Source organism: Flavobacterium alkalisoli, from assembly GCF_008000935.1.
GTDB classification, from domain to species: domain Bacteria; phylum Bacteroidota; class Bacteroidia; order Flavobacteriales; family Flavobacteriaceae; genus Flavobacterium; species Flavobacterium alkalisoli.
This window is the reverse complement of record NZ_CP042831.1, coordinates 3,805,282-3,826,531: the sequence shown is the minus strand read 5'-3', so window position 1 is coordinate 3,826,531 and position 21,250 is coordinate 3,805,282. Positions and strand designations below refer to the sequence as shown.

Genomic DNA, 21,250 nt, shown 5'->3' with positions numbered 1-21,250 from the left:
TTAAACCGTTCGCTGTACTACCTCAAACAGGGTACCGCTATCACATTTAAGCGTTTTAGAAGGGAACTTCATCAGCAGGGCATAATCGTGTGTTGCCATGATTATGGTTTTGCCGTTTTGATTAATCTCTTTAAGCAGTTGCATAACCTCTACGCTGGTTTGCGGGTCAAGGTTACCTGTTGGCTCATCGGCAATAATAACCTCTGGGTCATTAAGCAGGGCACGTGCTACAGCAACCCTTTGCTGCTCACCTCCCGATATCTGGTGAGGCATTTTGTGTATGGCATTTTTCATACCTACCTTATCAAGCACCTCGTTTATTTTTACTTCCATTTCCCTTTTTTCACTCCAGCCTGTAGCCTTAAGTACAAAAAGAAGGTTGTCAAAAACAGTCCTGTCCGGCAGTAGTTTGAAATCCTGAAAAACAACACCTATTTTTCTCCTTAGGTATGGTATGTTACGTTCTTTAAGTTTGGCAAGATCATAGTCTACAAAAGTACCGTAGCCTTCTCTTAGTTTAAGGTCGGCATAAAGGGTTTTCATAAAGCTGCTTTTCCCCGATCCTGTTTTACCTATTATATAGATAAATTCTCCCGGATAAACGTCAAGGTTTATGTCGGTAAGTACGGCATTATTATCCTGGTATACATTTACGTTTTTTAACGATAGAACGGGTTGGGACATAGTCTTTGTTGTTTATTTGGTAAAAGTAATAAAGTAAACGGTTTTATTCAAAAAATTATTCTTTTTGCAATATACAATTTAACCTTTTCTATACGTGTATCCATTTTATTAAAGTAATACTAAAACTCTTTATTTACGCGTTAAATAAAAATAAGAATTGATATATTTGGCTACCCATAAAATAAAAAACCAATATGCGCAAACTAAACAGGTTACTATTATTTTCAGTACCGTTTTGTGCCCTTAGTCTATCGGCACAGCAATCTAAAATCTACACAAACGACCTTAAAGACTTTGATAAGGCTGTTACCTTATACAACGAAAAGGAGTATCAGGCTGCCCAGATTCTTTTTGAAAAAACCAAGAGTACTAACAGTGAAATGGAAGTGCAGGCAGACTGTGCTTACTATATAGCAAATTGTGCCATAAGACTTGAGCAGATGAATGCCGATATGCTTATGGAAAACTTTGTGGAAGACTATCCTACCAGTACCAAGCAAAATCAGGCTTATATTGAGGTGGCAGGGTATTACTTTAATCAGGGTAAATATCCGCAGGCTTTAAAATGGTATGACAAAGCCGATGAGGCTTCCATGTCTAATGCCGACAGGGAAAGATATAATTTCCAGAAAGGATACAGTTTTTTTAATGCAGGCGACAAAAAGCAGGCAGAAAAATACCTTAACAAGGTAGTTAACTCAAAAGAGTATGGTTCTCAGGCAAAATATTATTTGGGGTATTTAGCCTATGAGAGCGATAACTATAAAAATGCAAACGAGTATTTTGAGCAGGTAGAAGATCAGGACGAATACAAAGAGAAAATGTCCTATTTTCAGGCTGACATGAACTTTAAGCTGGGTAATTTTCAAAAAGCTATCGATTTGGGTGAACCGCAATTGGCCAAATCAAACGCTATGGAAAAATCAGAGCTTAATAAGATAATAGGTGAGAGTCACTTTAACCTTAAGCAGTATGATAAGGCAATACCTTATTTAAAAGAATACCGTGGCAAGAAAGGTAAATGGAACAATACCGACTATTATCAGCTAGGGTATGCTTACTACAAGCAGGGAGATTATGAAAACGCCATCGCTCAGTTTAATAAAATTATAGATGGTAACGATTTTGTAGCTCAAAATGCTTACTACCATTTAGGGGAAAGTTACCTTAAAACCGATAAGAAGCAACAGGCTTTAAATGCATTTAAAACAGCATCGGAAATGGATTTTGACGCCAAAATTCAGGAAGATGCCTATTTAAATTATGCTAAGCTGAGTTACGAAATAGGTAATCCTTATCAAAGTGTTCCGGAAGTACTTAAGGCGTTTATGGACAAGTACCCGCAAACTCCTTTTAAGCAGGAGGTTCAGGGGTTGCTTATCGATTCTTATATCACATCAAAAAATTACAAGGAGGCCTTAACGCTGCTTGAAAAGAACAAGTCGCCTGAAAACAGGCTGGCCTATCAGAAAGTGGCTTTTTACCGCGGACTTGAATTATATACAGATGGTAGCTACCACGATGCATTAGAATTGTTTAAGAAATCTATTGCAGAGCAGCGTGACCCAAGGTTTACCGCAAGGGCTACTTTTTGGAAAGCAGAAACTGAATATACTTTAGGTTTATTTAATGAAGCCTTGTTGAGTTTTAAACAGTATACAGGCTTTACTGAGGCTGCATCTACACCGGAGTATAAGCATATAAACTATAATCTTGGATATACTTACTTTAAATTAAAGGAGTATGAAAAGGCAGCAGAATTTTTCCAGAAGTATGCCGATGCTGCTAAAGACGATAAGGTAAGGCTTAATGATGCTTACCTGCGTTTGGGAGACAGTTACTTTGTTTCTACAAAATACTGGCCTGCAATGGAAGCCTACAACAAGGCAATCGACATGAAAGGTATTGATGCAGATTATGCTTTCTTCCAAAAAGGTATCAGTTATGGTTATGTGGGCAGAAATGAGAAAAAGATTGAAGACCTTACCAAATTTGTACAGTCATACCCTAAATCTAAATATGCCGATGATGCATTGTATGAATTAGGTAATACTTATGTAACCGAAAAGAATACAACAAAAGCCCTTCAAACGTATGACAGGCTTATAAGTGAATATAAAGGCAGCTCTTACGTATCTAAAGCAATGATGCGTCAGGCACTTATTTACTATAATGCAGAAAACGATAAGCAGGCGCTTGACAAATTTAAGAAAGTAGTTGCCGAATTCCCTAATACTCCTGAAGCTATGGAAGCCGTAAGTACGGCCCGTCTTATTTATGTAGACAGCGGAAGGACAGAAGAGTATGCGGCATGGGTAAAAACACTTGATTTTGTTGATGTAAGCGATTCTGACCTTGATAATACAGCTTTTGAGGCAGCAGAAAAGCAATACCTTCAAAACAATACTAAAGGGGCTATATCTGCGCTAACAAGTTATCTGGCACAGTTCCCTAACGGTATATCTGCATTAAAGGCAAACTTCTACTTAGCTCAGTCGTACTATGCAGAAAAGCTTGAGAACAATGCGGTGCCTAATTATGAGTATGTGGTTTCTAAATCAAGAAACGAGTTTACTGAACCATCACTGGCAAGGCTTGCAGAAATACATCTTAAGAATAAGAATTATGAAAAAGCGCTGCCGGTACTTAAGAGACTGGAAACAGAGGCAGATTTCCCTCAAAATGTAACTTTTGCACAGTCTAACCTTATGAAGTGCTATTACGACCAAAAAGATTATGCTAATGCGGTTGTGTATGCTGATAAGGTACTTGCAAACAGTAAAACAGAAGACAGGATTAAGAGTGATGCCCAAATTATAATTGCACGTTCGGCTATTAAGACCAATAATGAGGAAAAGGCTAAAGCAGCTTATGCTAAACTGCAAACTATAGCTAAAGGTGAGCTGGCGGCAGAAGCACTGTATTATGATGCTTACTTTAAAAACAAAGAAGGTAAGTATGATGCTTCAAATGCGGCAATACAAAAGCTTTCTAAAGACTATTCGGGTTATAAATATTTTGGAGCTAAAGGCCTTGTGGTTATGGCTAAGAACTTTTATGGCTTAAAAGACAGTTTCCAGGCTACTTATATATTGGAGAGTGTAATTAAGAACTTTACAGATTATCCTGATGTAGTGGAAGAGGCAAAAGCCGAACTGAACAGGATTAAAGGAGAAGAGTCTAAAACAAACTCATCCATCCAAAATTAAGTATAACCAGCCTTTTAAAATTTAGTTATGACAATCAGATTTCAATATAAAATAGCTTTTGTTTTAGCCCTGGCAGGTTTTCAGGCAGCCACGGCCCAAAAGAAAGACGAGAACATAGGAACCGAAGTGGTAAATGTGGTTAAGCCATATACACCAACAATTTCGGATGCTTTTAAAGTAAAGGAAACTCCTGTAATGGAGGATGAGGATAATGCTCAGAAAAAAGAGATAGAATACAATATCTTCTCTTTCCCTGTAGCCTCAACATTTACACCGGCAAAAGGTAAAGCAGCAGGAGTAAAAAGGGGTAAAAAGGAAACAGCTTTTAATAATTATGCATCATTAGGTATAGGTAACTATGGTACTATTAATGCAGAACTTTTTGTTACCGAAAATCTGAATCGAAACGAGTATGTGGGAGGTATGCTTCGTCACATCTCTTCACAGGGAGGTATAGACGGCGTTGTGCTGGATGATAAGTACTATAATACCAGTTTAGACTTAACTTACGGCAACAGACAGAAAGATTATAGCTGGAATGCCGATATGGGGTATCAGAACCAGGTTTATAACTGGTACGGACTGCCATTGGAGTATGTGGATTTTACCGATGAGCAAATAGCGGCAATAGACCCTAAACAAACCTACAATACCTTTTATTTAGGAGGTAATATAGCTGCGGAAGACAGTTTCTTTAGGGATGCTTCGGTATTATATAAGCGCTTTTGGGACGGATACGGTTCGGCGGAAAATCGTTTTTATGTAAAGCCATCTTTAGATGTTGATGTGCTTGAAGAAAAAATCAAAGTAGACTTTATTGCCGATTATGTAGGTGGTACTTTTGAACAGGGGCCATGGGTTGTTGGTGAAGAACTAACATATAGTCATTTAAATTTTGGCGTTCAGCCAAGTATACTTTTTCAGAGAGATGATTTATCGGTACAATTGGGTGCCGGTTTGTTCTATAGCTCAGGAAAAATTGATGATGAAAATGATGGTAAATTCTTTGTTTATCCACAGATTAAGGCATCTTATAAAGTTGTGGGCGACTTAATGATTGCTTATGCCGGTGCAGAAGGCTCGCTAAAACAGAACTCGTATGCTGATTTTGTTTCTCAAAACCCATTTGTGTCACCTGATTTACTTGTAACTCCAACTAATCAGCAATATGATATATATGTAGGGTTGAAAGGTAAGCTTGCCAATACAGTTGCCTATAATATACGCGGATCGTATATGAATGAAGATGACAAAGCATTTTTTAGGAATTCATTGTATATACCTAGTTCTGAAGATCAATTGGATAATTATCACTATAACAACAGTTTTGGTGTTGTTTATAACAGGTTGAGAACAATCAGTTTCTTTGGAGAGCTTAAGGCCGATATTTCTAATAATGTTAGTTTTGGTGTTAATGGGACTTTCAATAGTTATGATACCGACATGAAAGAAGCGTGGAACCTACCTTCAATACGTATAGGAGCTGATCTTGATGTGGATATTACTGAGAAATGGTATGCCGGAGCTAACGTGTTTTTTGTAGGTGAAAGAAAAGACCTGATATATCCTGAACTGAGTTTTGATCAGAACATAGATTCTCAAACAGTAACTCTGGACAGCTATTTTGATGCTAATGCTCATGTAGGATACAGGTATAATGAAAGGCTTACAGGTTTCTTGAAACTTAATAATATTGCAGGCCAAAACTATCAGAAATGGGTTAACTATCCTGTACAGGGATTCCAGTTCCTTTTAGGGGCATCATACAAGTTTAATTTCTAAGGATAAGAAATAAAAAATACCGGTAAAGCTATATAGGAGTAAAATCCTGTGTAGCTTTGCTGCTTTATAAGGGATATATGAAAGAATTAAAGCAAAAGGTTTTAAACTACTATAAGCAACAGGTTCAGGATAAGGAAGACGCTTTCAGGGATATGATAGATGCTCTTACAGAAGGGGCTGCTAACGATGCAAAAGGATCGGCGGGAGATAAACATGAAACAGCCCTTTCCATGATGCACCTGGAACAGGAAAAACTTAATCATAAGCTTAAGGAAATACTGGAACAAAAATCGATACTGGATAAAATAGAACCTGACGTTGCTCCCTCAAAAATCATATTGGGTAGCCTTGTAAAGGCAAATAATATGTATTTGTTTTTAAGTGCCGCACTCCCTAAAATAGTGGTAGAAGGTACTACCATTTTTGCACTCTCTCCACAATCTCCGTTGGGTAGTAAGCTGTTAGGTAGTGAAAAAGGGAGTGAGATAGAGATAAATGGTACAGTTTATCTAATCCATGAAATTTATTAAGAGACCTTTTTTTCTGATAATAGTAAATAATAAAACAAAAAAGGAGTAGCAAGGATATAATAAGATATATCAGCTGAACTGTTATAAAAAGTTTCTGTAAAACCTTCTTTAATGATATGGTATAGGTAATAAAAACTGATGATAGCACTAAGTGTAATGCCGCTGAAAAAATAAACATCATTTTTAGTTTTACATAAAAAGGAAATAGCTATAGCAAATAATATGAAGCCAATTGTATATTCAAACGGAATTAAAAAGGTTGATTGAATAATAAAGGGATTCATTGTTTTAAACTCCTCAAAATGTCCTATTACAAAAGGAATAAATGTAGTTGTAAAAGTAATTAGAGCTATTATGCCTGTAAATACAGTCTGTTTTATATTTATTTTTTTTACGCGTAAAGCATATATAAAGGCTATTATATATGGTATTATATAAACATTTCTTGTTGAAAGAGCTAAGCCTATTAGAATACCACTAATGCAAAGATGTTTATAATTACCATCTTTCGGTTTATTTAAAAAGTATAGAATTGAAAATAAAACTAATAGACCGTTTAAAAAAACATTGCTTCTGCATGTAACTTCCCATAGGTAGAATAAGGATGATATAAGGAGTAATAATATTGCCGTTTGCTTGTAATCTCTAATATTAATATATCTCATCAATCCGTAAAAACATAAAAGTCCGCATAAAGACATAAAGCCTAATTCCCCAATCAAATAAAAAGGAAAAGCTATAATGAAATAAAAGGGCATGGGGCCAGGATAATTATTTTGGTGAGATTCGGCAAAATAAACATAATCCCCATTTAAGTATGCGTCCCAAAATGATGTTATAACACTCCATCGGTCAACATTCAGGTCTTCGGCAGGAATTTTTTGCAATAGGACAATGGAGGTTACCACATAGAGGCAAATTATACCTATATTCAGTAAATTAATATTAAAAGGGAATTTAAATCGGTTTTTGTTTTTCCAAATGGAAAACTGAATAACTATAATAAAAAAACCTATTAAAGCAGCATATTCAGTAATACGTTCCAAGTACTTTAAAGCAAAAAGAAAATTAATAGCCAGTATAAGATAAAGACAGATGTTCTGCTTAGTTATCGAAATATGCTGCATTTTCATTTTAATTAAATAATCTGGATTTAATAATTCCCGTATTGTTTAAAAAGTATTTAAAAGATACTCCTAATACTCCAAAACCATATTTTAGACTTCTCTTAAAGTTTATAGATGAAGCTTCCTCAAAGTATTTGGTAGGGCATGTAACCTCGGCAATTTCATACTTCCGATTAAATATCTGAGCAAGAAATTCATTGTCAAAAATGAAGTCGTCAGAATTATTGTTATAATCTATTTCTGTTAGAACATTTCTTGAATAAGCTCTGTAACCAGTGTGGTATTCAGAAAGTTTTTGGTTCATCAATACATTTTGAGTGAATGTAAGAAATCTATTGGCAATGTACTTATAGTACGGCATACCCCCTTTAATTGCTCCTTTACCTAATATACGCGATCCAATCACAACAGGATAAACCTCATTTGCTATTATATATGCCATGGCATGGATGAGTTTTGGTGTATATTGGTAATCAGGATGAAGCATGATTATTATATCGGCACCTGTTTCTAAGGCATTGTTATAACAGGTTTTCTGATTTCCTCCATATCCTAGGTTTTTATCGTGTTTTATAACGTGTTTAATTCCTATTTCCTTAGCAAGCTTATAGGTGTTATCGGTACTGTTATCATCAACAAGAATCACTTCGTCAACAATATCAAAAGGGATTTCATTATAAGTAGTTATCAGTGTTTTTTCAGCATTATAAGCAGGAAGTACAACTGTTATTTTTTTATTGTTTATCATAATACGTCTAGGGTAAGGAAAGCAAATATAACGATTCCATTATTTTTAAATCTGTAATCTTAGAATATATAATTTTTACTTTTTACTTTTAAAATTGTTTTAATTAAATGTTTTTTATTTAATAATGTAAGTTAAAATTTATTTTGCGTTTTAAAAATGAAAGTTAAAACTCAAATTTGTCTTATATAAAGCAACTTAAAACAGTTGAATGAGATAAAAACAGAAGAGTATGTGCGGAATTTTAGCAATTATCGGAAGGGGAAAAGATGAAGCCCTTGTTAAACAACTTTCTAAAAGAATGTCCCATCGCGGACCGGATGAAAGTGATCTACATGTAACAGAGAACGGGCATATATTAAGTCATGAGCGATTATCCATAATAGACCTTAATACAGGTAAGCAGCCTATACAGGGAACTGATAAGGCGTGGATGGTGCATAATGGCGAAATATACAATCATCAGGAGCTTAGGGATACAGTGCTTAAAGGACATACTTTCAGAACACATTCTGATTCAGAGGTTATAGTACATCTGTATGAGAAGTTTGGTTATGAGTTCTGTCAATTGCTGGATGGTATGTTTGCTTTTGTGGTTGTTAACGGCGACGATTATATCGCCGGGCGCGATCCGCTTGGAGTAAAACCATTGTATTACGGACTGGATGAAAGGGGCAGGATTTATTTTGCTTCTGAGATGAAAGCATTGGCCGATCAGTGCCAGACATTCTCTACTTTCCCTCCGGGGCATTATTATACCCCTCAAACAGGCTTTGTAAAATATTACAGGCCAAAATGGGAAGATGCTGCCAATGCCGTTGAAACGGTAAATTATGATGCAATAAGGCAAACGCTTACCCAGGCTGTAGATAAAAGACTTATGAGTGATGTTCCTGTTGGCGTGTTGCTTAGCGGAGGGCTTGATTCTTCATTAACATCATCTATAGCGGCAAGGTTAATGAAAGAAAAGGGAAAGGAGTTCCATTCGTTTTCTATAGGTCTTGATGCCAACGCTCCCGATACTGTAGCTGCAAAACGAGTGGCTGAGTTTTTGGGTACACAGCATCATGAAATATATTTTACCATTGAGCAGGGTATAGAAATACTGGATAAGCTTATTTGGCATCTGGAAACCTACGATGTTACTTCTGTAAGGGCGAGTACGCCTATGTACTTCCTTTCCGAAGCCATTGCTCAAAAAGGAATTAAAGTAGTGTTATCAGGTGAGGGGGCAGATGAGATTTTTGGAGGTTACCTGTATTTCCGTAATGCGCCTTCTGAGTCCGATTTCCAGAAAGAAACCATAGAAAGGGTACAAAAGCTCTTTACGGCCGATTTGCTGCGTGCAGATAAGTCAACAATGGCTCATGGTATAGAGGCCAGGGTTCCGTTCCTGGATAAAAAGTTTCTTGAACTTGCCATTACCATAAAGCCTGAAGAAAAACAGCCTAAGACTTATGATGGTATAGAAAAATATATTTTAAGAAAGGCATTTGATACTCCGCAGCAGCCTTATCTTCCCGATAGTGTGCTTTGGAGGCAAAAAGAACAGTTTTCAGACGGTGTAGGTTATAACTGGATAGATACCCTTATTGAATATTGCTCTAAAATGGTAACTGATGAGGAAATGGAAAGGGCAGAAGAGCGTTTTCCGTATAATACGCCAGCTACTAAAGAAGCCTATTATTACAGGTCGGTTTTCAGTAAGCATTTCCCGCAGAGGAGTGCTGCGCAAACAGTTAGGAAATGGATTCCTAAATGGCAGGAAAATACCGATCCCAGCGGTAGGGCAAATGCGGCACATATTATGGCCGATACCGCTATAGCACAAATGAAATTGGAAGTTTAAGATAATTTCAGATTTTTTTGGAATTTTAGTTTGTTTGTTTGTAAGCGCCACGCATTTTGCGTGGTGTTCTTATTTTAGGGAGTTGCTAACTGTTTTTTAATTAGCGGGATAGCGTTTTAGTAGTGTTTAAAGTGCTATTTGAAACTATTGTTATAAAAATTCAAAATTTAATAACTTGTTAATAACTTAGCTGCTAAATATGGTGTTTTGGTAGTAATATCCCTTGTGTTTTTATATATTTGTTCGTTAACTTAAAATTTCATTAAGAATACAGATTTTATGAGCGAAGAGGTAAAGAAAAACAATTATTCGGCAGACAGTATTCAGGCCCTGGAGGGAATGGAACACGTAAGGATGCGTCCTTCCATGTACATTGGAGATGTGGGTACAAGAGGTCTACACCACCTTGTATATGAGGTTGTAGATAACTCAATTGATGAGGCACTTGCCGGACATTGTGATACTATCTATGTTACAATTAATGAAGATAATTCCATTACTGTAGAGGATAATGGCCGTGGTATACCGGTTGATATGCATAAAAAAGAAGGTGTATCTGCCCTGGAGGTGGTAATGACTAAGATTGGTGCCGGAGGTAAGTTTGATAAAGATTCCTATAAGGTATCGGGTGGTCTTCACGGTGTAGGTGTATCGTGTGTTAATGCACTTTCAGATCACTTAAAGGCGACTGTTTTCCGTGAAGGAAAAGTATATGAGCAGGAGTATGAAAGAGGTAAGGCTATCTATCCTGTTAAACAGGTAGGAGAGACCGACAAAAGAGGTACTACGGTAACTTTTAAGCCGGATGCTACTATCTTTACTCAAACTACAGAGTACTCTTATGATACACTTGCTGCACGTATGCGTGAGCTTTCTTTCCTTAACAAAGGAATCAGTATTACGCTTACTGACAGAAGAGAGAAAAACGACAAAGGTGAATTTTTAGGGGAAACTTTCCATTCTCAGGAAGGTTTAAAGGAATTCGTTAAGTTTCTTGACGGTAACCGTGAGCCTATTATTGCCAGTGTTATCAGTATGGAGACGGATAAGGGTGAAGTTCCTGTTGAGGTGGCATTGGTTTACAATACCAGCTATACAGAGAATATTTTCTCTTATGTAAATAACATTAATACACATGAGGGTGGTACCCACTTATCGGGCTTCCGTAGGGGATTAACCAATACCTTAAAGAAATATGCCGATTCATCGGGGCTTTTAGATAAGCTTAAGTTTGAAATTTCAGGAGATGACTTCCGTGAAGGTTTAACAGCTATTATATCGGTAAAAGTTTCTGAACCTCAGTTTGAGGGGCAAACAAAAACCAAATTAGGTAACCGTGAGGTAGTGGCACCTGTAAGTCAGGCGGTGAGCGAAATGCTTGAAAACTATCTTGAAGAAAACCCTAACGATGCTAAAATAATTGTGCAAAAGGTAATATTAGCGGCGCAGGCACGCCATGCTGCTAAAAAGGCCCGCGAAATGGTGCAGCGTAAAACCGTTATGGGTGGAGGCGGATTACCGGGTAAACTATCTGACTGTTCAGAGCAGGATCCTGCAAAATGTGAGATATTCCTTGTGGAGGGTGACTCGGCAGGTGGTACTGCAAAACAGGGCCGTGACCGTAACTTCCAGGCTATTCTTCCGTTAAGGGGTAAAATCCTTAATGTGGAAAAAGCAATGCATCATAAAGTGTTTGAAAATGATGAGATTAAAAACATCTTTACAGCACTGGGTGTTACCATAGGTACTGCAGAAGACAGTAAGGCGCTTAACTTAGAAAAACTTCGTTACCATAAAGTAGTTATAATGTGTGATGCCGACGTTGATGGTAGCCACATTTCTACGCTTATCCTAACGTTCTTCTTCAGATTCATGAAGGAACTTATAGAAAACGGACACGTTTATATAGCTACTCCACCGCTTTACCTTGTTAAGAAGGGTAATAAGAAAGAGTATGCGTGGAACGATGCTCAGCGTGATATGATTAATGAAAGAATGGGTGGCGGTGGAACTATTCAGCGTTATAAAGGTCTTGGAGAAATGAACGCTGAACAGCTTTGGGATACTACTATGGATCCTGAGTTCAGGACGCTTCGTCAGGTAAGTATTGACAGTCTTGCGGAAGCAGACAGGATATTCTCAATGCTTATGGGTGATGAGGTTCCGCCAAGAAGGGAATTTATTGAGAAAAATGCAGTTTACGCTAAAATTGACGCGTAAGCTTATTAGTAAAATATCTGCCAAAAAGGGGGTATCGGTAATACGATACCCCTTTTTATTTTCAAAATAGTATTAATAGATAAATAATGCTGTAATATTGATAATTTGATGTGTTTTAAATGGTTGGTTTTGTTATATTTGTTAGGAACAATAACTTTTTTGAATTAACCAATCTAAAAAATATTATACTATGAAAGTAACAATTGTAGGTGCCGGTAATGTAGGCGCTACATGTGCAGACGTGATTTCTTACAGAGGAATAGCCAGTGAAGTGGTTTTATTAGATATTAAAGAAGGCTTTGCAGAAGGTAAGGCGATGGATATAATGCAGTGTGCTACCACTACTGGATTTAATACAAGGGTTTCGGGAAGTACAAACGATTATTCTAAAACAGCAAACAGTAATGTGGTTGTTATTACATCGGGTATTCCAAGAAAACCGGGTATGACAAGGGAGGAGCTTATAGGTATAAATGCGGGAATTGTAAAATCGGTTGCTGATAACGTACTTAAATATTCTCCTGATGCCATAATAGTAGTTGTGTCTAATCCAATGGACACAATGGCATATTTAACCCTTAAGGCTACAGGACTGCCTAAAAACAGGATTATTGGTATGGGCGGTGCTTTAGATAGCTCACGCTTTAAGTATTACCTATCTCAGGCATTAAACAAGCCTTCAAACGATGTTCAGGGTATGGTAATTGGCGGGCATGGCGATACAACCATGATTCCGTTAACCAGAATCGCATCATACAATGGTAGCCCGGTATCGGATTTCCTTTCTCAGGAAGTTCTTGATAAGGTTGCTGCCGATACTATGGTTGGGGGTGCTACATTAACAGGCCTTTTAGGTACTTCGGCATGGTATGCTCCGGGAGCTTCGGTAGCTTATCTAGTAGATAGTATCCTTAACGATCAGAGGAAAATGATAGCTTGCTCGGTATATCTGGAAGGAGAGTACGGGCAAAGTGATATTTGTATGGGTGTGCCATGCATAATAGGTAAAAACGGAATTGAAGAAATTGTAGATATTAATCTTGACGAGAAAGAAAAGGGATTGTTTGCTAAAAGTGCCGATGCTGTAAGGAGCATGAACGACGCTTTGAAATCAGTATTGGCTTAACATTTTCTTAATATATCATAAAAGACTGCTTTATGCGGTCTTTTTTTTGTGATATAATTAGCAAATTAATTGGTTAATCATTTGGAGAATTATATATTTGCTCGTTTTTAAAAAATGGAATAATTAATTTTTAGTACTAATGCAGAATAAGGGACTTATTAAATTTTTCGCAATTATTTTAGCGGCAGTAAGTATTTATCAGCTTTCATTCACATTTGTTTCTAATAAAGTTCAGGACGATGCTAAGGCATTTGCTAACGGCGATTCTACAAAAGAATTAGCTTATCTTGACTCAATAGGCAAAGAGGATGTTTTTCTTGGTTATACTTACAATCAGGTAAGAGACAAACAAATTAACAAAGGTCTTGACCTTGAAGGAGGTATTAACGTTATCCTACAGATATCTGTAAAAGATATCCTTAAAGGTTTAGCTAATAATACTGATGATGCCGTTTTCAACAAGGCTTTAGAAGTTGCTACAAAAGAGCAGCAGGGTAATCAGGATTATCTTGACGCGTTTTTTGTTGCTTTTGAAAAAGAGTCCAACGGTAGCATAAAGCTTTCTTCTCCTAAAATTTTTGCTAACAGAAACTTTAGCGAAGTTAAAACCAGCATGACTGATGATGAAGTTAAGGCTCAGGTTAAGAAAAAAGTTAGCGATGCTATCGACAGTGCATTTGGTGTACTAACAAAACGTATAGATAAATTTGGCGTTGTACAGCCAAACCTTCAAAAACTTGGTCAGTCAGGAAGAATTCTTGTGGAGCTTCCGGGCGCTAAAGATATAGACAGGGTTAAAAAATTACTACAAAGTACTGCTCAGCTTGAGTTTTGGGAAGTTTATAAGTTAGACGATCTTGCTCCTTTCTTAGGTCAGGCAAGCCAAATCTTACAACAAACTGAAAAAGCTGAAGAAGCTAAAGCAGAAACAAAAGATACTGTAAACTCTTCTTTAGAGTCACTTTTAGTTGACAAAGCTGAAGATTCTGCAGCAGCAAAAAAAGGTAACAACCCATTATTTGAAATATTCCAGCCTGGTTTCCAGGGGAGTCCTATAATTGGTATGGCAGCTACAAAAGATACTGCTAAAATCAATAGTTACTTTAAAAGAGAAGATATCCGTGCTAACCTGACAGGTGATTTACGTTTTGTACGTTTTGCATGGGGTAAAGAAAATAAATCCAACCCTGGTGTTGTTGAATTATACGCTCTTAAAGGAAACAAAGAAAACCTTGCTCCTTTAAGCGGTAGTGTTATTACTGGTGCTAAAGATGATTTTGACCAGTTAGGTAAACCTATCGTATCTATGCAAATGGATGCTAAAGGTTCAAGAATTTGGGAAGACTTAACCCGTAAAGCATACGAAGAGCGTGGTAACATAGCTATCGTTCTTGATAACGTTGTTTACTCTGCGCCTACAGTTACTACAGGAGCTATTTCGGGAGGTAACTCTCAAATCTCTGGTTCATTTGATGTAACTGAGACAAAAGACTTAGCTAACGTACTAAGAGCTGGTAAACTTCCTGCATCTGCAGATATTGTGCAGTCAGAAGTTGTTGGTCCGTCATTAGGTCAGGAAGCTATCGATAATGGTATCACTTCTTCATTAGTAGGTTTACTACTGATCTCTTTCTGGATGATATTCTATTATGGTAAAGCAGGTTGGTATGCAAACGTTGCTCTTGCAGTTAACTTACTTTTACTGTTTGGTGTTCTTGCAAGCTTAGGTGCTGTGCTTACATTACCTGGTATTGCAGGTATCGTATTAACAATGGGTACTGCAGTAGATGCTAACATCATTATCTATGAAAGGGCTAAAGAAGAGCTTAGAATAGGCAAGACACTAGGTGAGTCTATTAAGGATGCGTTTAGCTGGAAGGGTGCTATGTCATCTATTATCGATGCTAACGTTACTACATTCCTTACAGGTTTAGTACTATTAATATTTGGTACAGGTCCTGTAAAAGGTTTCGCAACTACATTACTTATAGGTATACTTACATCACTGTTTACAGCGATTTTCATTACAAGAATTTTACTTGACTGGGCTGCAAACAGAAACAGTAACCTTGCATTTAATACATCAATTACTAAAAACTGGTTTACTAAGTTTGACTTTAACTTCCTTGCTAAAAAGAAACTTGCTTATATCATTTCAGGTATTCTTATTGCAGGTAGCTTTGTGTCGTTTGCAGTAAACGGACTTGATCAGGGTATTGACTTTGTAGGAGGACGTACTTTCCAGGTTAAGTTTGAAAATAAAGTATCTGTAGAAGAAGTTAAGTCAGTTTTAAGTGATGCTTTTGGTAGTGCAGTTGATGCAAAAGTATTTGGTAGCGACAGCCAGTTAAGGATAACTACTAAATATAAAGTAGATGCTCACGGTGTTGAAGTTGATAAAGAAGTTAACCAGATACTATATGATAACCTTAAGAAATTCTATACTACTGATATTTCTTATGAGAAGTTTGTAAACTCTTATGAAGGTAAGGAGCTTGGTGTACTTCAGGCTTCAAAAGTGGGTCCTACCATCGCAAAAGATATTAAGACTAACTCTTACTGGGCTGTACTTGGTTCATTAGTTATTGTGTTCCTTTACCTAATGATCAGTTTCAGAAGATGGCAGTTTAGTTTAGGTGCTGTTGCAGCGGTAACTCACGACGTTATCATTGTATTAGGTATCTATTCAGTAGGATATTCTATAGCTCCTTTCCAAATGGAAATGAACCAACACTTTATTGCGGCTATCCTAACGGTAATTGGTTACTCACTTAACGATACGGTAATTGTATTTGACAGGGTAAGGGAATACCTTGGTGGTAATGTTAAAGGTAACTTTAACAGTATCGTTAACCAGTCAATCAACACTACTTTATCAAGAACAATCAATACTTCATTAACTGTAATTGTAGTATTATTAATTATGTTCATATTTGGAGGTGAGTCTATCCGTGGGTTCGTATTCGCAATGCTTGTGGGTATTATAGTGGGTACTTATTCATCACTATTCATAGCTACTCCTATCCTTGTAGATACAGTTTCAGCTAAAGACAAAAAAGCTGTTGAAGAGGCGCACAACGCGGCTGAGTAATAGTTTTTTTACAATTATATATAAAACCTGCCTGATTTTCAGGCAGGTTTTTTTATTTCTAAAAGAGATGTTAGCGCTGTGGCTATTAAGCAATTTTTAGCCTATATTAGCGTTAAAATTTAAAAGATAAATATTTTAAGACTTAATTCTCTATGGTAAACATTCAGAATGCCGCCGATAGTTTGGCAGTGGCTCAGGAAGCTCTATTAGATGAGCAGGCAACAGAAAAAACATTATCTATTTGGGAACTCCTAACAAGCGGCGGACTCGGAGGACAGATCATCATGATCGTGTTGGCAGTTCTTTTGTTTGTGGCAATTTACCTTTATATAGAAAGGATACTTGCACTTAAGGCAGCTTCTAAAGAAGATAAAGGGTTTATGAATCAGATTAGGGATCATATTACCCACAGACGTTTTGATAGTGCTAAGCTTTTATGTCAGCATACAAATACTCCGGTATCAAGACTGGTAGAAAAAGGTATATCAAGAATTGGTAAGCCACTTGAGGATATTAACACTGCTATTGAAAGTGCAGGGAAGCTTGAAATATATAATCTAGAGAAGAACGTGAGTATATTGGCTACTATTTCGGGTGCAGGACCTATGATTGGTTTCCTTGGAACCGTAGTTGGTATGGTACTTGCATTCCATGAGATAGCAAGCGGTGGCGGACAGATACAAGTTGACGCTCTTGCCAGCGGTATTTATACAGCAATGACAACTACCGTGGTTGGTCTTATTGTAGGTATTATAGCTTATATAGGTTATAACCACCTGGTAGTGAAAACAGATAAGATTGTAAACCAGATGGAGGCCAACGCAGTTGATTTCCTGGACTTATTAAATGATCCGGTATAATTATGAATTTTAGAAGCAGAAACAAAGTAACTCCGGAGTTCAATATGTCGTCAATGACAGATATTGTATTCCTGTTATTGATATTCTTTATGCTTACTTCTACAATGGTTACTACCAATGCCCTGGACATTAACCTGCCAAAGGCAAAAGGTAAGACCGAGAATAACCAGAATGTATCGGTAAGTATTAATAAGGATTTGGAGTATTTTATAGATAAAGACCCTATTGCAGAAGAAGCTCTTGAAGGAAGGCTTATTGAACTTTTGGCAGGGCAGGAAGGCAAAGCTATTGTATTGCGCGCCGAAACAGGTGTGCCTATTGAAAAGGCGGTAAGCGTAATGGATATAGCTTACAGAAACAAATTTAAAATAGTATTGGCAGTTAATCCTAAATAATAGGAATAATGAAGTATTTGGAAACAGAAAACGAAAGGAAATCATTTGCAATAACAGTAACGATATTTGCGATACTGCTTATTCTGTGCTTTTTCCTTGGTATGAAGTATATGGATCCACCCCCTGAAAATGGTATTGCCATTAACTTTGGTACTACGGATTTTGGTCAGGGCGATGTGCAGCCTACCGAGCCTATACAGTCGGCACCGCAGCCGCAGCAGTCGGTTCCTGAGTCAAACCCTGTTACAGAGGAGGTAGTTACTCAGGATGTAGATGATGCCCCTGTTATTAACGATACCAAACCTAAAAAGGAAACCCCTAAGCCAACTGAAAAGCCTAAAGAGACTCCTAAACCGCCAACGCCGTCTAAGAGTACTACCGATGCACTTAACAGTCTTATAAACGGACCGAAAAGCGAAGGTAAGGCAACACAGGGGCAGGGTGATAGTAATCAGGCTGGCGACCAGGGTAAAATTGACGGATCGCTTCAGGGAGGTTATGGTAACGGAGGAAAAGGTACTGTTGGTACTGGTAATGGTAACTATCAGTTAGGAGGCAGGAATGCTATTGCAAAACCACAGCCTAAGTATTTGTGTAATGAGCAGGGTAAGGTAGTGGTTGAGATTTCTGTAGACCGTTCCGGTAAGGTGATAAGTGCTAAACCGGGAGCAAGAGGAACCACTAACAATGCAGCATGTTTATTAGAGCAGGCAAAAATAGCAGCGATGAATACAACATGGGAACCTGATTCTGACGCTCCGGACAAACAGATAGGTAAGATTATTTACAATTTTACATTAACTGATTAATGAGATAATATATAAAAATAAAAGCCCCGCATTTGCGGGGCTTTTATTATGATGTACTCTGTAATTAAAGAGTTTCTGTTCTTTTCTTGGCTGTGAATATCAGGTAGAAACCTGCTAATATAAACGGTATACTTAACCATTGTCCTGTAAGCAGGATAGGGTTTTCTCCTTCAAATCCTCCCTGACTTTGTTTAACAAACTCCACCACAAAACGCACTGTCCATAGTAATACAAGGAACACCCCAAAAATAAGTCCGTGCTGTTTTCTTGAATCTGTTTTCCAATACATGTAATAGATAATGGCAAATACAAAAATATAGCAAAAAGCTTCATATAACTGAGCAGGATGCCTGTATGGGATTGCAGCAAGAGTTTCAGAAAATCTTGGGTCATGCTGAATCATATCATAAGCCTTGTTGTAATCGTTGGTTTGGGTAAGTTTCATGGCATCAGCCTTACCAGGGTAATCTTCACCTCTTATAAATTTAACTGCTGTTGGAAGATCTGCAGTAGTCTCACTACCTAATATCTCAGAGTTGATAAAGTTACCTATACGGATAAAGATACCACCGCTTGTTACCGGTATTACTATGCGGTCCAGCATCCATAGCACTGGCCTCTTAATGATTTTTTTACTGTAGTAGAAAATAGTAAGTATGATAGCTATCGCTGCTCCGTGGCTCGCAAGTCCTGCAAAGCCTGTAAATTCAAATTTTGGTGTTGTGCGGAAAGGTAGGAACACATTAAGGAAATCTTCCCTGAATAATTCCGGCTGATAAAATATTACGTGTCCTAAGCGGGCACCTATCATGGTGGCAACTATAGTATATATAAAGAGTTTATCCAGTTTTTCCATGCTTTCGCCTTCGCGTTCAAATATTTTTTTCATTACGAAGAAGCCAAGGCCAAAGGCTACAACCCATGTAAGGCTGTAATAACGAAGCAGAAAGAATCCAAGGTCTATGCCTTCGTGCGGATTCCATACAAAGCTTAAAGCGTGTATCATTTTTATTGGTTTAATTTCTGTAAAAATAAATAAATGTGAAAGACTGCCAAGCCTTAAAATCGTTAATTAATGATTATGGCGGCATTTTCTTTCGGGGACAGGGTCATATCCGCGGCCTCCCCATGGGTTGCAACTTACAATTCTCTTAATGCCAAGCCATCCGCCTTTAAAAAGGCCATGTGTCTGTAAAGCTTCAATGGTGTATTGTGAGCAGGTAGGGGTGTAGCGGCATGCCGAAGGTAAAAAAGGAGAAATAGCGCCCTGATAAAAGCGTATTAATAAAATAAAGGGCGCTATTATTATCTTTTTAAAAGTCAATGTATTATTGTTGAAGGGTAAAGGTTGTGCCTTCCTTACTGTCTTTTAGTTCAATACCAAGTTCTGTAAGTCTGTTTCTTATAAGGTCAGAAAGGGCAAAGTCCTTGTTGGCTCTTGCTTCATTTCTCATGCCGATAAGCATGTTTACCACACCTTCCAGTTTATCGTTGTTATTAGAAGTTGCCTTTTCATCAACAAGTCCCAATACTTCATAAACAAAAGAATGCATAGTGCCGCTTAGTGAAGCAAGATCTTCTGCTGTAATGGTTTCCTTGCCGTCCTTTAACAGGTTTATGTGCTTAACGGCTTCAAACAACTGCGCTATTAATATAGGACTGTTAAAGTCGTCGTTCATGGCATCATAACACTCCTGTTTCCATGCAGCAACATTAATGCTGGATGTAGCAGAAGTTGTAATACCCGGTAAAGACTCGATTGCTTCCATAAGGCGGTTAAAACCTTTTTCGGCAGCGATAATGGCATCGTTACTAAAGTCAAGTACACTGCGGTAGTGTGCCTGAAGTATAAAGAAACGGGTTACCGTTGGCGAAAAAGCCTTACTTAGTATAGCGTTGTTTCCCGAAAAGATTTCTCTTGGCAGGATATTGTTTCCTGTAGACTTCGACATTTTCTTACCGTTTAGGGTAAGCATGTTGGCATGCATCCAGAAGTTTACGGGAGACTGACCTGTACAGGCTTCGTTTTGGGCAATTTCACACTCATGGTGAGGAAACTTTAAATCCATACCACCACCATGAATGTCAAAGTGATTGCCTAAATATTTTGTACTCATAGATGTACACTCAAGGTGCCAGCCAGGGAAACCGTCTCCCCACGGAGATGGCCAGCGCATAATGTGCTGTGGCTCGGCTTTTTTCCAAAGTGCAAAATCCTGAGGGTTTCTTTTTTCATCCTGTCCGGATAGGTCGCGGGTGTTGGCAATCATGTCTTCAAGATTCCTTCCGCTTAGTTTTCCGTAGTGGTTGGTTTCATTAAACTTAACCACATCAAAATACACCGAACCATTAGATTCATAGGCATATCCGTTGTCTATTATTTTTTTGATAGTCTCAATCTGCTCAATAATATGTCCTGTTGCTGTTGGCTCAATGCTTGGCGGCAGGTTATTGAACATTTCAAGAATCTGGTGAAAGTCTACCGAGTATTGCTGAACAATCTCCATAGGCTCCAGTTTTTCTATTCTTGCTTTTTTTGCAATTTTATCTTCACCGTCATCAGCATCGTCTTCAATATGCCCAACGTCAGTAATATTACGTACATAACGTACCTTGAAGCCTAAATGCTTCAGGTAACGGAAAACCAGGTCAAAAGAAATAAATGTTCTACAGTTACCTAAATGTACATTACTGTATACTGTAGGGCCGCAAACATACATACCTACGCCACCTTCATGTATAGGTGTAAACACTTCCTTTTCTCCGCTTAGCGAATTATAAATTTTTAAAGCCTGGTTTTTATACAACTGCATATGGTTAAAT

The 21,250-nt window shown here is 37.6% G+C and carries 16 protein-coding genes; 10 read left to right on the top strand and 6 right to left on the bottom strand.

Annotated elements, in window-relative coordinates:
• On the bottom strand, positions 1–684 hold the full coding sequence (locus FUA48_RS17455) for a cell division ATP-binding protein FtsE (RefSeq protein ID WP_129751879.1): 684 nt from the start codon (positions 682–684) through the stop codon (positions 1–3).
• A gap of 194 nt (positions 685–878) precedes the next feature.
• On the opposite strand from FUA48_RS17455, the gene FUA48_RS17450 reads away from it, so the two are divergent.
• The 3 genes from FUA48_RS17450 to FUA48_RS17440 all read left to right on the top strand — a co-directional run bounded on the left by FUA48_RS17450 (position 879) and on the right by FUA48_RS17440 (position 6,205).
• Entirely contained in the window at positions 879–3,893 is a 3,015-nt protein-coding gene (locus tag FUA48_RS17450; protein ID WP_147584781.1) for a tetratricopeptide repeat protein, read from the top strand.
• Positions 3,894–3,920: 27 nt separating this feature from the next.
• Positions 3,921–5,675, top strand: a complete 1,755-nt coding sequence (locus FUA48_RS17445) for a TonB-dependent receptor (RefSeq protein ID WP_147584780.1) — start codon at positions 3,921–3,923, stop codon at positions 5,673–5,675.
• Between the two features lie 77 nt (positions 5,676–5,752).
• The gene (locus tag FUA48_RS17440) at positions 5,753–6,205 is read left to right on the top strand and encodes a hypothetical protein (RefSeq protein ID WP_147584779.1); all 453 of its coding nucleotides are present in this window, start codon (positions 5,753–5,755) and stop codon (positions 6,203–6,205) included.
• Here the strand turns inward: FUA48_RS17440 and FUA48_RS17435 are convergent.
• Together FUA48_RS17435 and FUA48_RS17430 are read right to left on the bottom strand one after the other, a co-directional pair.
• Positions 6,202–7,332, bottom strand: a complete 1,131-nt coding sequence (locus FUA48_RS17435; RefSeq protein WP_168197009.1) for a hypothetical protein — start codon at positions 7,330–7,332, stop codon at positions 6,202–6,204. The two genes, FUA48_RS17440 and FUA48_RS17435, sit on opposite strands and share 4 nt — an antisense overlap.
• Before the next feature lie 7 nt (positions 7,333–7,339).
• Positions 7,340–8,080: a glycosyltransferase family 2 protein gene (locus FUA48_RS17430; RefSeq protein WP_147584777.1), complete on the bottom strand. Its 741-nt coding sequence runs from the start codon at positions 8,078–8,080 to the stop codon at positions 7,340–7,342.
• A gap of 229 nt (positions 8,081–8,309) precedes the next feature.
• Between FUA48_RS17430 and asnB the strand changes: the two genes are divergently transcribed.
• From asnB to FUA48_RS17395, 7 genes are all read left to right on the top strand, one after another.
• Positions 8,310–9,926 (top strand): asparagine synthase B, encoded by a 1,617-nt coding sequence (gene asnB / locus FUA48_RS17425; protein WP_147584776.1) that lies wholly within the window; start codon positions 8,310–8,312, stop codon positions 9,924–9,926.
• Between the two features lie 279 nt (positions 9,927–10,205).
• Positions 10,206–12,146 (top strand): DNA topoisomerase (ATP-hydrolyzing) subunit B, encoded by a 1,941-nt coding sequence (gene gyrB / locus FUA48_RS17420; RefSeq protein ID WP_147584775.1) that lies wholly within the window; start codon positions 10,206–10,208, stop codon positions 12,144–12,146.
• A gap of 190 nt (positions 12,147–12,336) precedes the next feature.
• On the top strand, positions 12,337–13,272 hold the full coding sequence (locus FUA48_RS17415; protein WP_147584774.1) for a malate dehydrogenase: 936 nt from the start codon (positions 12,337–12,339) through the stop codon (positions 13,270–13,272).
• Positions 13,273–13,411: 139 nt separating this feature from the next.
• Positions 13,412–16,363 carry a protein translocase subunit SecDF gene (secDF, locus tag FUA48_RS17410; protein WP_147584773.1) on the top strand — a complete coding sequence of 984 codons (2,952 nt, stop codon included), beginning with the start codon at positions 13,412–13,414 and terminating at the stop codon, positions 16,361–16,363.
• A 152-nt stretch (positions 16,364–16,515) separates the two neighbouring features.
• Positions 16,516–17,223, top strand: coding sequence for a MotA/TolQ/ExbB proton channel family protein (locus tag FUA48_RS17405; protein ID WP_129751887.1), 708 nt, complete (start codon positions 16,516–16,518; stop codon positions 17,221–17,223).
• 2 nt (positions 17,224–17,225) lie between these two features.
• On the top strand, positions 17,226–17,618 hold the full coding sequence (locus FUA48_RS17400) for an ExbD/TolR family protein (RefSeq protein ID WP_129751888.1): 393 nt from the start codon (positions 17,226–17,228) through the stop codon (positions 17,616–17,618).
• A gap of 8 nt (positions 17,619–17,626) precedes the next feature.
• Entirely contained in the window at positions 17,627–18,427 is an 801-nt protein-coding gene (locus FUA48_RS17395; protein ID WP_147584772.1) for an energy transducer TonB, read from the top strand.
• A gap of 64 nt (positions 18,428–18,491) precedes the next feature.
• Here FUA48_RS17395 and lgt read toward each other — a convergent pair whose 3' ends face one another.
• The 3 genes from lgt to cysS all read right to left on the bottom strand — a co-directional run bounded on the left by lgt (position 18,492) and on the right by cysS (position 21,240).
• The gene (gene lgt / locus FUA48_RS17390) at positions 18,492–19,433 is read right to left on the bottom strand and encodes a prolipoprotein diacylglyceryl transferase (RefSeq protein ID WP_147584771.1); all 942 of its coding nucleotides are present in this window, start codon (positions 19,431–19,433) and stop codon (positions 18,492–18,494) included.
• A gap of 66 nt (positions 19,434–19,499) precedes the next feature.
• On the bottom strand, positions 19,500–19,751 hold the full coding sequence (gene yidD / locus FUA48_RS17385) for a membrane protein insertion efficiency factor YidD (protein ID WP_147584770.1): 252 nt from the start codon (positions 19,749–19,751) through the stop codon (positions 19,500–19,502).
• Between the two features lie 4 nt (positions 19,752–19,755).
• Positions 19,756–21,240, bottom strand: coding sequence for a cysteine--tRNA ligase (gene cysS / locus FUA48_RS17380; protein ID WP_147584769.1), 1,485 nt, complete (start codon positions 21,238–21,240; stop codon positions 19,756–19,758).
• Positions 21,241–21,250 lie beyond the last annotated feature (10 nt).

Bases quoted from the DNA above. Each gene is read 5' to 3' on its own strand.
- FUA48_RS17415 (WP_147584774.1), top strand. From the start codon at position 12,337: ATGAAAGTAACAATTGTAGGTGCCGGTAATGTAGGCGCTACATGTGCA.
- FUA48_RS17430 (WP_147584777.1), bottom strand. From the start codon at position 8,080: ATGATAAACAATAAAAAAATAACAGTTGTACTTCCTGCTTATAATGCT.
- secDF (WP_147584773.1), top strand. From the start codon at position 13,412: ATGCAGAATAAGGGACTTATTAAATTTTTCGCAATTATTTTAGCGGCA.
- FUA48_RS17395 (WP_147584772.1), top strand. From the start codon at position 17,627: ATGAAGTATTTGGAAACAGAAAACGAAAGGAAATCATTTGCAATAACA.
- cysS (WP_147584769.1), bottom strand. From the start codon at position 21,240: ATGCAGTTGTATAAAAACCAGGCTTTAAAAATTTATAATTCGCTAAGC.
- FUA48_RS17455 (WP_129751879.1), bottom strand. From the start codon at position 684: ATGTCCCAACCCGTTCTATCGTTAAAAAACGTAAATGTATACCAGGAT.
- gyrB (WP_147584775.1), top strand. From the start codon at position 10,206: ATGAGCGAAGAGGTAAAGAAAAACAATTATTCGGCAGACAGTATTCAG.
- FUA48_RS17435 (WP_168197009.1), bottom strand. From the start codon at position 7,332: ATGCAGCATATTTCGATAACTAAGCAGAACATCTGTCTTTATCTTATA.
- FUA48_RS17440 (WP_147584779.1), top strand. From the start codon at position 5,753: ATGAAAGAATTAAAGCAAAAGGTTTTAAACTACTATAAGCAACAGGTT.
- FUA48_RS17400 (WP_129751888.1), top strand. From the start codon at position 17,226: ATGAATTTTAGAAGCAGAAACAAAGTAACTCCGGAGTTCAATATGTCG.
- asnB (WP_147584776.1), top strand. From the start codon at position 8,310: ATGTGCGGAATTTTAGCAATTATCGGAAGGGGAAAAGATGAAGCCCTT.
- lgt (WP_147584771.1), bottom strand. From the start codon at position 19,433: ATGATACACGCTTTAAGCTTTGTATGGAATCCGCACGAAGGCATAGAC.
- FUA48_RS17445 (WP_147584780.1), top strand. From the start codon at position 3,921: ATGACAATCAGATTTCAATATAAAATAGCTTTTGTTTTAGCCCTGGCA.
- FUA48_RS17405 (WP_129751887.1), top strand. From the start codon at position 16,516: ATGGTAAACATTCAGAATGCCGCCGATAGTTTGGCAGTGGCTCAGGAA.
- FUA48_RS17450 (WP_147584781.1), top strand. From the start codon at position 879: ATGCGCAAACTAAACAGGTTACTATTATTTTCAGTACCGTTTTGTGCC.